A 13,862-nucleotide genomic window follows, 5' to 3' on the forward strand; every position below is an offset into this window, starting at 1 on the left:
CGTACTCGCCCACCAGGCGGTGTCGTGCGCAGTCCGACAGTTCTTTTACCTGAAGTTTTTCGTATCGAGGAGAGTGACTCGCCGTGTACGCAGTCGTGCGCAGTGGCAGCAAGCAGCAGAAGGTTGCCGTGGGCGACGTCATCGAGATCGACGCGATGGCCGCAGCCGGCGACACCCTCACCCTGCCCGTGGTGATGGTCGTCGACGGTGACAAGGTCACCGCCACCGGTCTCGACAAGGCGAGCGTGACCGTCGAGGTCACCGGCCGCACCAAGGGCCCGAAGATCATCATCCAGAAGTACAAGAACAAGACCGGCTACAAGAAGCGCCAGGGTCACCGCCAGAAGTACACCCAGGTCAAGGTCACCGACATCTCCCTCTGAGCTCACGCTCGAGGTCGACCACTCATCCCGACCCCTTCATTCCCAAAGGACTGAACAATGGCTCACAAGAAGGGTGCTGCGAGCACCAAGAACGGCCGTGACTCCAACTCCCAGCGCCTCGGTGTGAAGCGCTTCGGCGGCCAGGTCGTCGGCGCCGGCGAGATCATCGTGCGCCAGCGCGGCACGCACTTCCACCCGGGCACCGGCGTGGGCCGCGGCGGCGACGACACCCTCTTCGCCCTGCAGGCCGGCGCCGTCGAGTTCGGCACCCGCCGCGGTCGCAAGGTCGTCAACGTCGTCCCCGGCGAGTGACGTCACCGCGACACTGAGCATTCCTGCGAAGGGCGTCCCTGTCTGGGGGCGCCCTTCGTGCTTCACCACCCTCTGTTAGGACACCCATGGCCCTCCCCACGTTCGTCGACCACGTGACGCTGCACATCGCAGCAGGACGGGGTGGCAACGGTGTGGCCTCGGTGCACCGCGAGAAGTTCAAGCCCCTCGGCGGCCCGGACGGCGGCAACGGCGGTCCCGGCGGATCGGTGATCCTCGAGGTCGACCCCAGCGTCACCACGCTCGTCGACTACCACCACAGCCCCAAGCGCCGCGCCGAGCACGGCGGCCACGGGGCGGGGGCGCACCGCAACGGCGCCCACGGCAAGGACCTCGTCCTGCCGGTCCCCGACGGCACACTCGTCAAGGACGCCGACGGCAACGTCCTCGCCGACCTGGTCGGTGCCGGCACCACGCTCGTGGTGGCCCAGGGCGGTCGCGGCGGGCTGGGCAACGCCGCCCTCGCCTCGTCCAAGCGCAAGGCCCCCGGCTTCGCGCTGCTGGGCGAGCCCGGCGACGAGCTCGACGTACGCCTCGAGCTGAAGGTCGTCGCCGACATCGGGCTCGTCGGATTCCCGAGCGCCGGCAAGTCGTCGCTGATCGCCGCGATCTCCCGCGCGCGGCCCAAGATCGCCGACTACCCGTTCACCACCCTCGTGCCCAACCTCGGCGTCGTCACGGCGGGGGAGACCACCTTCACCGTCGCCGACGTGCCCGGCCTGATCGAGGGCGCCGCCGAGGGCCGCGGCCTCGGCCACGACTTCCTGCGCCACATCGAGCGGTGCGCCGCGCTGGTGCACGTGGTCGACACCGCCTCCATCGAGCCGGGTCGCAACCCGCTCGACGACCTCGAGGTCATCGAGAACGAGCTCGCCCGCTACGGCGGGCTCGAGGACCGGCCGCGGCTGGTCGCCCTCAACAAGATCGACGTGCCCGACGGCAAGGACATCGCCGACATGGTCGAGGAGGAGCTCCGCGAGCGCGGGCACCGGGTCTTCCAGGTCAGCGCCGCGTCCGGCGCCGGCCTGCGCGAGCTGGCGTTCGCGATGGCCGAGATCGTCCAGGCCGCCCGCGCCGAGAAGCCGGCCGTCGAGGCGCAGCGCATCGTGCTGCGTCCTGCCGCGGTCGACGGCGGCGGTGACTTCACGGTCGTCGAGACCGAGGAGGGCTGGCGGGTGCGCGGCCCCAAGCCCGAGCGCTGGGTGCGCCAGACCGACTTCAGCAACGAGGAGGCCGTGGGCTTCCTCGCCGACCGCCTCAACCGGCTCGGGGTCGAGCTCAAGCTCGCCCAGATGGGGGCCCAGGAGGGCGACACGGTCCTCATCGGCCCCGAGGACAACTCGGTGGTCTTCGACTTCAAGCCCAGCATCGAGGCCGCAGGCGCGGAGATGCTCGGCCGGCGCGGCGAGGACGAGCGGCTCCGCGAGAACCGTCCGGCCCGCGAGCGGCGCCGCGACATCGCCGAGGCGATGGAGACCAAGTCCGAGGAGGAGGCCCGCGCCGACGTGGCCAGGCGCCTCGACGAGGAGCGCAAGAAGAAGGGCCGCTCGCGCAGCACCGGCAGCTCCGGCGTCGGCCCGATGTCCTACGAGATCGGCACCAAGGACGACCCCGACTGGGACGGCAGTGACGACTGATCGCTCGGCCCTGGTCGAGGGCGCTCGCCGCGTCGTCGTCAAGGTCGGCTCGTCGTCGCTGACCACCGCCGCCGGTGGCATCGACCCCGCGCGGGTGCGCCAGCTGGTCGAGGTGCTCGCCGCCGTGCGCGGCCGCGGCGCCGAGGTCGTGCTCGTGTCCTCCGGTGCCATCGCCGCCGGCCTGGCGCCGCTCGGGCTGAAGCGGCGTCCGCGGGGCCTCGCCGCGCAGCAGGCGGCCGCGTCGGTCGGGCAGGGCCTCCTGGCCCACCGCTACCAGGAGGAGTTCGCCCGACACGGCATCGTGACCGGTCAGGTGCTGCTGACGGTCGACGACGTCACCCGCCGCGCCCACTACCGCAACGCCCACCAGACGTTCGCCAAGCTGCTCGAGCTCGGTGTCGTGCCGATCGTCAACGAGAACGACACCGTCGCCACCTCGGAGATCCGCTTCGGCGACAACGACCGCCTCGCCGCCCTGGTCGCGCACCTCGTGCACGCCGACCTGCTGGTGCTGCTCTCCGACGTCGACGGGCTCTACGACGGCCCGCCCTCGCGTCCCGGAGCGCGGCTGGTGCCCGTCGTGCGCTCGGAGGACGACCTCGCCGCGGTCACCATCGGGTCGGCCGGCGCGGCGGGAGTCGGCACCGGGGGCATGACCACCAAGGTCGACGCGGCCCGGATCGCGACCGGCGCCGGCATCGACGTGCTCCTCACCTCCGCCGAGCAGGCCGCCGCCGCGCTCGCCGGCGCCGAGGTCGGCACGCACTTCGAGCCCACCGGCAAGCGCCGGCCCACTCGCCTGCTCTGGCTGGCTCACGCCACGTCGGGGCAGGGCACGCTCACCCTCGACGCCGGCGCCGTGCGCGCGGTGGTCGAGCGCCGCGCCTCCCTGCTCGCTGCCGGCATCACGGCGGTCGACGGCAGCTTCGTCGCCGGCGACGCCGTCGACCTCCTCGACCCCTCCGGCACCCGCGTCGGCCGCGGCCTGGTCAACTTCGACGCCGACGAGCTGCCGGTCCTCCTCGGCCGCTCCACCAGCGAGCTCAAGACGGCACTGGGTGCGGCCTACGAGCGCGAGGTCGTCCACCGCGACGACCTGGTGCTGCTCTGACCCCGGCCACGACGTAGGCGCGCGGACAGTGGTCCGGCGGGCGCGATCGGTCTCCGCGTGGCACGGCGTCCGGGCGCGAGCAACGCCCGCGCGTCCACGGGGGACGGTGGCCGGGTGACGCGGGTCGCCGCGTACGCTTGGCGGGACATGAACCAGCCCCTCGTCTACCTCGACCACGCTGCGACCACGCCGATGCTCCCGGTCGCGGTCGAGGCACTGACCCGCCACCTCGGCGACGTGGGCAACGCCAGCTCCCTGCACGCCTCGGGACGCGGTGCCCGGCGGGTGGTCGAGGAGTCGCGGGAGACCATCGCGGGGGTGGTCGGTGCCCGGCCCGGTGACGTCGTCTTCACCTCCGGCGGCACGGAGTCCGACAACCTCGCCGTCAAGGGCGTGTTCTGGGCGCGCCGCTCGGCCGACCCACGCCGCACCCGCATCCTGGCCACTGCCATCGAGCACCACGCTGTGCTCGATCCGCTCCACTGGCTCGCCGAGACCGACGGCGCCGATGTCGAGCTGCTGCCGGTGACGTCCGAGGGCGTCCTCGACGTCGACGCGCTGCGTGAGTCGGTCGCCCGGGACCCGGCGTCGGTGGCCGTGATCTCGGTGATGTGGGCCAACAACGAGGTCGGCTCGATGCAGCCGATCGACGAGGTCGTCGCCGTCGCCGCCGAGCACGGCATCCCCGTGCACACCGACGCCGTCCAGGCCGTGGGCCACGTGCCCGTCGACTTCGCCGAGAGCGGGGTGGACGCGCTCACCTTCACCGGGCACAAGCTCGGCGGCCCCATCGGCGTGGGCGCCCTCGTCGTACGACGGGACCTGGCCGTGAGTCCGCTGGTGCACGGTGGGGGGCAGGAGCGCGACATCCGCAGCGGCACCCTCGACGTGCCCGCCATCGCCAGCCTGGCGGCCGCCGTCGAGGCGTCGGTCAAGCAGCAGCCCGAGCACGCCCTGCGCGTCGCCGCACTGCGCGACGACCTGGTGCGCCGGGTCGTCGAGGTGGTGCCCGACGCGCACCTGCACGGCACCCCTCCCGGGCCCCGCCGGCTGCCCGGCAACGCCCACATCGGCTTCCCGGGCTGCGAGGGCGACTCGCTGCTGATGCTGCTCGACGCCCGGGGCATCGAGTGCTCCACCGGGTCGGCCTGCTCCGCCGGCGTCCCGCAGCCCTCCCACGTCCTGCTCGCCATGGGCTGCGACGACGACCAGGCCCGGCACTCGCTCCGGTTCACCCTCGGCCACACGTCCACCTCGTCCGACGTCGACGCCCTCGTCGAGGCGATCGGCCCGGTCGTGGAGCGGGCGCGCGCCGCCCGGGCTCGATGACAGCTCCGGTGACCGGTCCGCTGAGGGTCGTCGCCGCGATGTCCGGCGGCGTCGACTCCGCCGTCGCGGCCGCCCGCGCGGTCGAGGCCGGCCACGACGTGACCGGCGTGCACCTGGCCCTGAGCCGCAACCCGGCGTCCTACCGCTCCGGGGCACGGGGCTGCTGCACGATCGAGGACAGCAACGACGCGCGCCGCGCCGCGGACGTGATCGGCATCCCGTTCTACGTCTGGGACCTCTCCGAGCGCTTCCACGAGGACGTCGTGGAGGACTTCATGGACGAGTACGCCGCCGGCCGCACCCCCAACCCCTGCCTGCGCTGCAACGAGAAGATCAAGTTCGCCGCCGTGCTCGACCGGGCGCTGGCGCTGGGCTTCGACGCCGTCGCCACCGGCCACTATGCGCAGCTGCGCACCGGCGCCGACGGCCTGATCGAGCTGCACCGCGCCACCGACCACGCCAAGGACCAGTCCTACGTCCTCGGCGTGCTCGACCAGCAGCAGCTGCGGCGCTCCCTCTTCCCGCTCGGCGACACCGACAAGCCGGCCGTGCGCCGCGAGGCCGAGTCGCGCGGGCTGCTGGTGGCCGACAAGCCCGACTCCCACGACATCTGCTTCGTCGCCGACGGCGACAACGCCGGCTGGCTGCGCGAGAAGCTCGGCGACCGGGCGCCCAACCACGGCGGTGACATCGTCGACGCGACGACGGGGGAGACGGTCGGCAGCCACACCGGCACCTACGGCTTCACGATCGGCCAGCGCCGCGGCCTGCGGCTCGGCGTTCCCGCCGCAGACGGCAAGCCGCGGTTCGTCCTCGACATCGAGCCGGTCAGCGGCACCGTCACCGTCGGGCCGCGCGAGCGCCTCGCCGTCGACCACGTCTCCGGCACTCGGTCCCGCTGGTGCGGCACCGTGCCCGAGCGCGTCGACGGCACCGTCCAGCTGCGCGCCCACGGCGCCGAGCACCGGGCGGTGGTCACGGTGACGGGCGACCGGGTGGAGATCGACCTGCTCGACCCGGCCCAGGGCATCGCCCCCGGCCAGGCCGCGGTGATCTACGACGGCACCCGCGTGGTCGGCTCCGCGACGATCGCCGCGACGCGTCCCGTCGGGGTGGCCCGATGAGCGACCTCGCCGGGCGCGCCGGGCGGCTGCTCGGCCCGCGCCACACGTCGTACGTCGTCGCGCTGGTGACCCCCGGGAGCGTGGAGGTGGGCGCGGCCGGCGCCGACGAGCACGCCGACGTCGAGCTCGGGTCGGTCAGCAAGGGCGTCACCGGGTTCCTCTGGCGCGACGCGGTCGTGCGGGGCGAGGTCGCGCCGGACGCGCTCCTCGGCGAGCACCTCGACGTCCCGCCCCGGCTGGCGCGGATCCCGCTGTCCGCCCTCGCCACGCACAGCGCGGGGCTGCCGCGCCTCGCCGGCTCCGACATGGCTCGGCGCACGTGGGACCTCTGGCGCCACGGCCGCAATCCCTACCGCGAGGACCTCGACGGGCTGCTGGCCCTGCTCGACTCGGTCACGGTGCGCCGGTCGTCGCGGCCCTCCTACTCCAACCTCGGCTTCGAGCTGCTCGGCCACGCGGTCGCGGCTGCCGCCGGGCTGGCCTACCCCGAGCTGGTCACCACCCGGGTCGCAGAGCCGCTCGGGCTCACCGACACCTATGTGCCCACCTCGCCCGAGCAGCTGCGACCCGGTGCGGTCGCACCGCGCAACCGGAGCGGCCGCGAGACCGAGCCGTGGGCCAACGACGCGATCGCTCCTGCCGGCGGCGTGCGGTCGTCGGCCACCGACCTCGCCCTGCTCCTGCGCGCGATGCTCGACCGCACGGTGGTCGGGGCGGACGCGATGGACCCGGTCGCCCCGCTCGTCGGCACGATGCGCATCGGCGCCGGCTGGCTGACCGGGCCGCTGCTGGGCCGCACCGTGACGTGGCACAACGGCGGAACGGGCGGCTTCCGCTCGTTCGTCGGCATCGACCGGGAGAGCGGCACCGGGGTCGCCCTGGTGAGCGCGACCACCCGCTCGGTCGACGGCGCCGCCGCGCGGCTGCTGGCCGAGGCAGGCGACTCGTGACGCGGGCGACCGGGGTGGGCTCGATGCCGGGCACCACCGACACCGACCACGCAGAGGCGACCCGCCTGGTGCTGGGGGAGCTGTCCGAGCTCCCGCACGTGCCGGAGGTGCCCGGCCGCGGCGTCACGGCCGGGATGATCGGGCGCGGGCTTGCCGTGGTCGACGGACTGGCCGCCGACCTCCAGCCCGCCGGCTGGCGGCTCACCGACGCGGACGGCGTCGACCACCGGCGCGCGCGCTCGCTCCTCGCCCAGGACCTCGACACCGTCGAGGAGCAGGCGCAGGACTACGCCGGCGCCTTCAAGACCCAGGTCGTCGGGCCGTGGACGCTCGCCGCCACGGTCGAGAAGCCCCGCGGCGACAAGGTGCTCAGCGACCACGGCGCCCGCCGCGACCTCGCCCAGGCGCTCGCCGAGGGCGTGCGCGTCCACCTGGCCGACCTCCAGCGACGCATCCGCGGGGTCGACCGCTGGATCGTCCAGGTCGACGAGCCCTCCCTCGCCGCCGTGGTGGGCGGCCGGGTGCCGACCGCCAGCGGCTTCGGCCGGCACCGCACGGTCGACCTTCCCGAGGCCTCGGCGCACCTGGAGTGGGTGGTCGCGGCGGTCGAGGAGGCCGGGGGAGAGGCCTGGGCGCACTCGTGCGCCGCGCAGACGCCGTGGTCGCTCGTGGCCGGCACGGGGGCCCGCGGGCTGTCGGCCGACCTCGACACGCTCGGCCCGGCCGACCTCGACACGTTCGCGGAGGCGCTGGAGTCGGGGCGCACCGTCGCCCTCGGCGTGGTGCCGTCCACCGACCCCGCGGGCGAGGCCTCCGAGGTGCGCACCACCGAGCGGGTGCAGCGCTGGCTCGAGATGCTCGGCCTCGACCCCGACGCCGTCGGCGAGCACCTGGTGGTCACGCCGACGTGCGGCCTCGCCGGCGCCACCACGGGGTGGGCCGGAAGGGCCGTACGCCTCTCGGCCGCGGTGGCCCGCAACCTCTGACGCCGCCGCTCAGTGGGCGCCGACACCCTCCGGTGCCGACTCGGTGGCGAGCTCCTCGTGCTTGACGTCGAGGAACAGCCACACGATCGCCGACGCGGCGAGCATCATCAGCGAGCCCACGAAGAACGCCATCGTGGCGCCCTCGGTGAACGAGCCGAGCGAGGCCAGGCTGCCGAGCGCCGACTCGTCGAGCCGGGGTGCGGCGGCGGCGATGGCCGGCGCGATCTCGTCGGCGCGCGACTGGGCGAAGTGGAGCGAGACGGTGCTCAGCGTCGCCAGCCCGAGCGCGCCGCCCACCTGCTGCATGGTGTTGAGCACGCCGGAGCCGATGCCGGTGTCCTGCGCCCGCAGGTGGTGCACGGCGACCAGGGTGAGCGGCACGAAGTTGAGCCCCATGCCGAACGCCATCAGGACGACGAAGGGCAGCACCTCGGTCCAGTAGCTGACGCCGTCGCCCAGGGCGACGCCCTGGCCGCCCATCGACTGCGGGAGGGTCGCCAGGATCGAGCCCGGGTCCTCGGGGACGGTGATCCGGCTGAAGCCGTAGAGCGCCGCGGCCGAGAGCAGGGTGCCGACGCCGGAGAGCAGCCGGGGGTCGACATGGCTGATCAGCCTCGAGGCGGCGGTGGCCGAGATGATCATCGCGATCGAGAACGGCAGGAAGGCCACGCCCGTGTGGAGCGGGGAGTAGCCCACCACGAGCTGGATGAAGAGCGAGAGGAAGAAGAACATCGCGAACATCGCGGCCGGCACGATCATCATCACGGCGAACGCGGCGGCGCGGTTCTTGCTGCGGAAGATGCGGAACGGCATCAGCGGGTGCTGGACCCGGGACTCCACGAGCAGGAAGATGCCCAGGAGCAGGACACCCAGGACGAGGCTCGCGACGGTCGTGGTGTCGCTCCACCCGTAGCGCTCGTCGCCGGCCCGGGACAGGCCGTAGACGATGGCGAGCAGGGCTCCGGTGCCGGTGATCGCGCCGGGGACGTCGAGCCACCCGGAGTGCCGCTCGGACTCGTCGAAGAACCGGGGCGCGAGCAGCGCCGCGGCGAGTCCGATGGGCACGACGATGAGGAAGGTGAAGCGCCACCCCTCCAGGCCGAGGATCGGGTCGAGGCCGGTCAGCCAGCCGCCGAGGATCAGGCCGACGGCGGCGCCGACGCCCGCCATGGCGGCGTAGACCGCGAAGGCGCGGTTGCGCTCGCGGCCCGCCGGGAACGTCGTCGTGATGAGCGCCAGGGCGGCGGGGGAGGCCATCGCGGCGCCGAGGCCCTGGAGGCCGCGCGCGCTGAGCAGCATGGTCTCGTTCTGGGCGAACCCGCCGACCAGCGAGGCGACGGCGAACACGAGGACGCCGGTGATGAAGACCAGCCGTCGGCCGTAGAGGTCGGCGAGCCGGCCGCCGAGCAGCAGGAAGCCGCCGAAGGTCAGCGCGTAGCCCGTGACGATCCACTGCAGGTTGGCCTGGTCGATCGACAGGTCGGTGCCGATGTAGGGCAGGGCGATGTTGGCGATGGTGCTGTCGAGCACCACCATCAGCTGCGCGAGGGAGATGAGCACGAGGGCCCACCGCAGGCGGTGGTGCTGCTCGGGGGTCACCTCGTCGGCAACCAGCGTGCTGTCGGTCATGGAACATCCTTCGAACGGTCGTGCAGTCGAGTGGAGCAGAGGGGTCCGACAGCGGCGCCGGACGTGGTGTGGCTCGTGGCCCGGGGACGGGCTAGGCCGTGGGCGCGGGTCCGCGGAGTGCCGCGGGGAGGATGACCTCGTCGATCACCCGGGCGACGAGCTCGGGCGTGACGGCGTCGCCGAGCAGGAACGCCCGGTGCAGGACGATGCCGGCGAGCGAGGGCGCGAGGATGGTGAGGTCGGTGTCGGGGTGGACCTCGCCGCGCTCGCGGGCCCGCTCGTAGATCACCCGGGACGTGGCGATCTTGGGTCCGATGAGGTCGCGACGGTAGATCTCGGCGAACTCGGGGTCGCGGCCCATCGCCGTCACCACGGCCGTCAGCACGCTCTTCGCCATCGGGTCGTTGAGCCCGCCGGTGCCGCAGTAGGCGGCGATCAGGTCGCCGCGCAGGGTGCCGGTGTCGGGCACGACGTTCTCGCCCTTGTGCGCCATGATCGCCGCCACGACGAGCTCGGGCTTGCCCTTCCAGCGGCGGTAGAGCGTGGCCTTGGACGCCTTGGCGCGGCTGGCGACGGCGTCCATGGTCAACAGGTCGTAGCCGACCTCGTCGAGCACCTGCAGCGTCGCCTCGAGGATCTCGAGCTCGCGCTGGCCCTTCACCCGCGGGCGGAGGCACGTCTCGGTCGGGATCACGGCACCTCCTGGGTCGACGAGTGAAACGGTACGGTTTCGTTTCACCGAGCCTAGGCACGTCCTCCCCGATGGAACAAGTCCGTTTCATCTGGTCCAGACCACCACCGCTGCCGCCGTCCACCCGGGGCCACGGCCGGCACCCCGCGCGCCCTGTCGGTCGCGACCGGCAGACTGTGCCCATGAGCACGTCGCAGCAGACCGGCCCCGAGGCCGGCGACGCCCCGGCCACCTCCGACGCCTCCGTCGCGTCCGCCCCGCCCGAGGCGCGCGAGCGCCATCGCGACCTCAGCGAGCAGGTCGACGACGCCCGCTGGCGCTACTACGTGCTCGACGACCCCACGCTCTCCGACGCCGACTTCGACGCCCGGTTGCGCGAGCTCGAGGCGCTCGAGGAGCAGTTCCCCGAGCTGCGCACCCCCGACTCGCCCACCCAGAAGGTCGGCGGGGCGGTGTCCACCGAGTTCACCGCCGTCGACCACCTCCAGCGGATGGAGAGCCTCGACAACGCCTTCACCTACGAGGAGCTCGAGGGGTGGTACGCCCGCCTCGAGCGCGAGGGGCTCACGCAGCCCGACCTGCTGTGCGAGCTCAAGGTCGACGGCCTGGCCATCAACCTGCTCTACGAGGACGGCCGGCTGGTGCGGGCGCTCACCCGCGGCGACGGGCGCACCGGCGAGGACGTCACGCCCAACGTCAAGACCATCGACTCGGTGCCCCACCGGCTCACCGCCGCCGACGGCTTCCCCGTCCCGGAGCTGCTCGAGGTGCGCGGCGAGGTCTTCCTGCCCGTCGAGGCGTTCGAGCGGCTCAACGTGACGATGACCGAGGCCGGCCGCCCCGCCTTCGCCAACCCGCGCAACGCCGCCGCGGGGTCGCTGCGGCAGAAGGACCCGCGCGTCACGGCCGGCCGAGCCCTCGGGATGGTCTGCCACGGCATCGGTGAGCGTCGCGGCTTCGAGCCGAAGGCCCAGTCCCACGCCTACGAGGCGCTCGCGGCGTGGGGCCTGCCGACCTCCGACCAGGTACAGGTGGTGCCGACCCTCGCCGACGTGCAGGCCTACATCGAGCATGCCGGCGAGCAGCGTCACTCGATCGTCCCCTACGAGATCGACGGGGTCGTGGTCAAGGTCGACGACGTGGCCCTGCAGCGCCGGATGGGCTCGACCTCCCGGGCGCCGCGCTGGGCGATCGCCTTCAAGTATCCGCCCGAGGAGGTCAACGCCCGGCTGCTCGACATCCAGGTGCAGGTCGGGCGCACCGGGCGGGTCTCGCCCTTCGCCGTGATGGAGCCGACCAAGGTCGCCGGGTCGACCGTGGAGCGCGCCACGCTGCACAACGCGCACGAGGTGCGACGCAAGGACGTCCGGCCGGGCGACACGGTCGTGCTGCGCAAGGCCGGCGACGTGATCCCCGAGGTCGTCGGACCCGTGCTCGCGCTGCGCCCCGAGGGCCTGGCCGAGTGGGTCATGCCGACCGAGTGCCCGGCGTGCGGCTCGACGCTCGCGCAACAGAAGGAGGGCGACCGCGACCTGCGCTGCCTCAACCACGAGGCCTGCCCGGCCCAGGTGCGCGAGCGGGTCTTCCACGTCGCGGGTCGCGGCGCGTTCGACATCGAGGGCCTCGGCTACGAGGCGGCCAGCGCCCTGCTGTCGTCAGGGGCGATCACCAACGAGGGCGACGTCTTCGACCTCGACGCCGACAAGCTGCGCACCACCGACCTGTTCACCCGGGCGCCCAGGAAGGGCGAGGACGGCCCGCAGCTGTCCGCCAACGGCCAGCGCCTGCTCGACAACCTCGACAAGGCCCACGCCGCGCCGCTGTGGCGGGTGCTGGTGGCGCTCTCCATCCGCCACGTCGGGCCGACCGCCGCCCGCGCGCTGGCCCAGGAGTTCGGCTCGTGGGAGGCGATCGACGGTGCCACCGAGGAGGAGCTGTCCGCCACCGAGGGGGTGGGCCCGACGATCGCCGCCGCCGTCGTGGAGTGGCGCGAGGTCGGGTGGCACCGCGACATCGTGGAGAAGTGGTCGCGCCACCTCTCCCTGGCCGACGAGCGCGACGAGTCGGTGCCGCGCACGCTGGAGGGCCTCACCATCGTGGCGACGGGCTCGCTCGAGCGCTACACGCGCGACTCGGTCAAGGAGGCGATCATCAGCCGCGGCGGCAAGGCGTCGGGGTCGGTGTCGAAGAAGACCGACTACGTCGTGGTGGGCGACAACGCCGGGTCCAAGGCCGACAAGGCCGAGCAGCTCGGCGTGCCGGTGCTCGACGAGGACCAGTTCACCGTGCTGCTGGAGAAGGGACCCGACGGCCTCTCCTGACCCCTTTGGTGACGCCGCGAGGTTTGGGGAGCCCGCCCGAGGGTCAGGAACCCTGCACCGACCTACGTCCTGGGAGTCAACATGCGCCTCGTCCGTCACCTCGTCCCCGCCGTCGTCGCGGCGGCCGGTCTCACCGCGCCGCTCGCCGTGGCCTCCCACGCTCACGCCGCGCCGAGCTGCGGCGGCCTGCGGGCCACCATCGTGGGCGACGACAAGGCCGACTTCCTCACCGGCACCCCACAGCGCGACGTCATCGTGGGCCGCGGCGGCAACGACACCATCCGCGGGCTCGGCGGCAACGACGTGATCTGCGGAGGAGAGGGCGCCGACACGATCATGGGCGGCGACGGCAACGACCGCCTCTACGGCGAGGCCGACCTGGTCCGGACCGACCAGTTCGGGCGCGTGGTGAAGACGGGCGACACCCTCTCCGGCGGAGCCGGCGACGACGCCATCGACCTCGGTCACGACCCGCGCCCGGCCAGCGACGGCACCACCGTCACGCCCGACGGCGTGACCTACGTCCACGCGCCGGCTCCGGTGGTGGTCGACTTCGGCGCGGCCGCGACCGTCCCCATCACCGCAGACGGCAACGACACCGTGACCGGCCTCGACGGCGGCGTCCGCCTCATCGGCTCCCCGCACGCCGACACCGTCAAGGGCACCAACTCCGCCGACACCATCCACAGCCGCGGGGGCGACGACACGATCTTCGGCCGGGGCGGCGACGACACGATCCTCGCCGACGCGTCCGACGCCGTGGGCAACGACCGCCTCTACGGCGACGCCGGCGACGACACCCTGAGCGGCACGTCCGGCTCCGACTCCTTCGTCGGTGGCAGCGGGTCCGACACCCTGACGTCCACCTCCGAGCTGCCCCAGCAGCTCCGTGGCGGCAGCGGCGTCGACACCGTCACCTTCCCGCTCCCCACCGAGTCGGGCTTCTCCGCGCGGGGCAACGGCGGGCAGGACAAGCTGCGGCTGCTGCCCAGCTCCAACCTTGCGGTCAAGCCCACGGTGCGCATCGACCAGCTGAAGCGGACCACCATCCGCGGCCTGATCCCCGCCACCGTCGAGGGCAAGATCAACGGGTTCAGCGACATCGTGCTGCCGGCCCGGACGCTGTCGATCTTCAAGGGCAGCAACGACTCCGAGGTCATCACCGCCGACCCCGACCACCGCGTGAAGATCTACGGCCGCGGCGGCGCCGACGTGATGACCGGATCCTCGCAGCCCGACCGGCTCGACGGCGGCAAGGGCTTCGACATCGCGCGCGGCCGCGGCGGCAACGACACGTGCAAGGCCGCCGAGAAGCGGTCCAGCTGCTGACCCGGCGCCACGCGCCCGCTTCCCCCACGACCGCACCCGGGG

12 protein-coding genes are annotated in these 13,862 nt (G+C 73.3%); 10 read left to right on the forward strand and 2 right to left on the reverse strand.

The features are described from left to right. Positions 1-83: 83 nt before the first annotated feature. The 8 genes from rplU (at position 84) to AC4H2S_RS07610 (ending at position 7,850) form a co-directional block, all read left to right on the forward strand. The gene (gene rplU, locus AC4H2S_RS07575) at positions 84-383 is read left to right on the forward strand and encodes a 50S ribosomal protein L21 (RefSeq protein WP_056908626.1); all 300 of its coding nucleotides are present in this window, start codon (positions 84-86) and stop codon (positions 381-383) included. A 57-nt stretch (positions 384-440) separates the two neighbouring features. Next, the gene (rpmA, locus tag AC4H2S_RS07580; protein ID WP_491496352.1) at positions 441-695 is read left to right on the forward strand and encodes a 50S ribosomal protein L27; all 255 of its coding nucleotides are present in this window, start codon (positions 441-443) and stop codon (positions 693-695) included. Between the two features lie 86 nt (positions 696-781). After that, the gene (gene obgE, locus AC4H2S_RS07585; protein ID WP_491496353.1) at positions 782-2,350 is read left to right on the forward strand and encodes a GTPase ObgE; all 1,569 of its coding nucleotides are present in this window, start codon (positions 782-784) and stop codon (positions 2,348-2,350) included. Next, positions 2,340-3,461: a glutamate 5-kinase gene (proB, locus tag AC4H2S_RS07590; RefSeq protein WP_491496354.1), complete on the forward strand. Its 1,122-nt coding sequence runs from the start codon at positions 2,340-2,342 to the stop codon at positions 3,459-3,461. The genes obgE and proB overlap by 11 nt, the downstream gene beginning before the upstream one ends. Before the next feature lie 147 nt (positions 3,462-3,608). After that, positions 3,609-4,790, forward strand: a complete 1,182-nt coding sequence (locus AC4H2S_RS07595; RefSeq protein WP_491496355.1) for a cysteine desulfurase family protein — start codon at positions 3,609-3,611, stop codon at positions 4,788-4,790. 20 nt (positions 4,791-4,810) lie between these two features. Continuing rightward, a complete protein-coding gene (gene mnmA, locus AC4H2S_RS07600) occupies positions 4,811-5,914 on the forward strand; it encodes a tRNA 2-thiouridine(34) synthase MnmA (RefSeq protein WP_491496750.1) in 1,104 nt (367 codons plus the stop codon). Then, a complete protein-coding gene (locus AC4H2S_RS07605; protein WP_491496356.1) occupies positions 5,911-6,864 on the forward strand; it encodes a serine hydrolase domain-containing protein in 954 nt (317 codons plus the stop codon). The genes mnmA and AC4H2S_RS07605 overlap by 4 nt, the downstream gene beginning before the upstream one ends. Further along, on the forward strand, positions 6,861-7,850 hold the full coding sequence (locus tag AC4H2S_RS07610) for a uroporphyrinogen decarboxylase/cobalamine-independent methonine synthase family protein (RefSeq protein ID WP_491496357.1): 990 nt from the start codon (positions 6,861-6,863) through the stop codon (positions 7,848-7,850). The genes AC4H2S_RS07605 and AC4H2S_RS07610 overlap by 4 nt, the downstream gene beginning before the upstream one ends. A 9-nt stretch (positions 7,851-7,859) precedes the next feature. On the opposite strand, the gene AC4H2S_RS07615 is transcribed toward AC4H2S_RS07610, so the two are convergent. Both AC4H2S_RS07615 and AC4H2S_RS07620 read right to left on the reverse strand, forming a co-directional pair. Next, on the reverse strand, positions 7,860-9,479 hold the full coding sequence (locus tag AC4H2S_RS07615; RefSeq protein WP_491496358.1) for an MFS transporter: 1,620 nt from the start codon (positions 9,477-9,479) through the stop codon (positions 7,860-7,862). A gap of 91 nt (positions 9,480-9,570) precedes the next feature. Next, complete coding sequence (locus AC4H2S_RS07620) at positions 9,571-10,173, reverse strand: TetR/AcrR family transcriptional regulator (protein WP_491496359.1); 603 nt, start codon at positions 10,171-10,173, stop codon at positions 9,571-9,573. 179 nt (positions 10,174-10,352) lie between these two features. On the opposite strand from AC4H2S_RS07620, the gene ligA reads away from it, so the two are divergent. After that, on the forward strand, positions 10,353-12,491 hold the full coding sequence (gene ligA, locus AC4H2S_RS07625; RefSeq protein WP_491496360.1) for an NAD-dependent DNA ligase LigA: 2,139 nt from the start codon (positions 10,353-10,355) through the stop codon (positions 12,489-12,491). Between the two features lie 81 nt (positions 12,492-12,572). Further along, the gene (locus AC4H2S_RS07630; RefSeq protein WP_491496361.1) at positions 12,573-13,820 is read left to right on the forward strand and encodes a calcium-binding protein; all 1,248 of its coding nucleotides are present in this window, start codon (positions 12,573-12,575) and stop codon (positions 13,818-13,820) included. Positions 13,821-13,862 lie beyond the last annotated feature (42 nt).

It is taken from the genome of Nocardioides sp. Z13_37 (assembly GCF_058355585.1).

Coding starts and splice junctions, on each gene's coding strand:
- AC4H2S_RS07630 (WP_491496361.1), top strand. CDS start 12,573: ATGCGCCTCGTCCGTCACCTCGTCCCCGCCGTCGTCGCGGCGGCCGGT.
- AC4H2S_RS07605 (WP_491496356.1), top strand. CDS start 5,911: ATGAGCGACCTCGCCGGGCGCGCCGGGCGGCTGCTCGGCCCGCGCCAC.
- ligA (WP_491496360.1), top strand. CDS start 10,353: ATGAGCACGTCGCAGCAGACCGGCCCCGAGGCCGGCGACGCCCCGGCC.
- AC4H2S_RS07615 (WP_491496358.1), bottom strand. CDS start 9,479: ATGACCGACAGCACGCTGGTTGCCGACGAGGTGACCCCCGAGCAGCAC.
- rpmA (WP_491496352.1), top strand. CDS start 441: ATGGCTCACAAGAAGGGTGCTGCGAGCACCAAGAACGGCCGTGACTCC.
- obgE (WP_491496353.1), top strand. CDS start 782: ATGGCCCTCCCCACGTTCGTCGACCACGTGACGCTGCACATCGCAGCA.
- AC4H2S_RS07595 (WP_491496355.1), top strand. CDS start 3,609: ATGAACCAGCCCCTCGTCTACCTCGACCACGCTGCGACCACGCCGATG.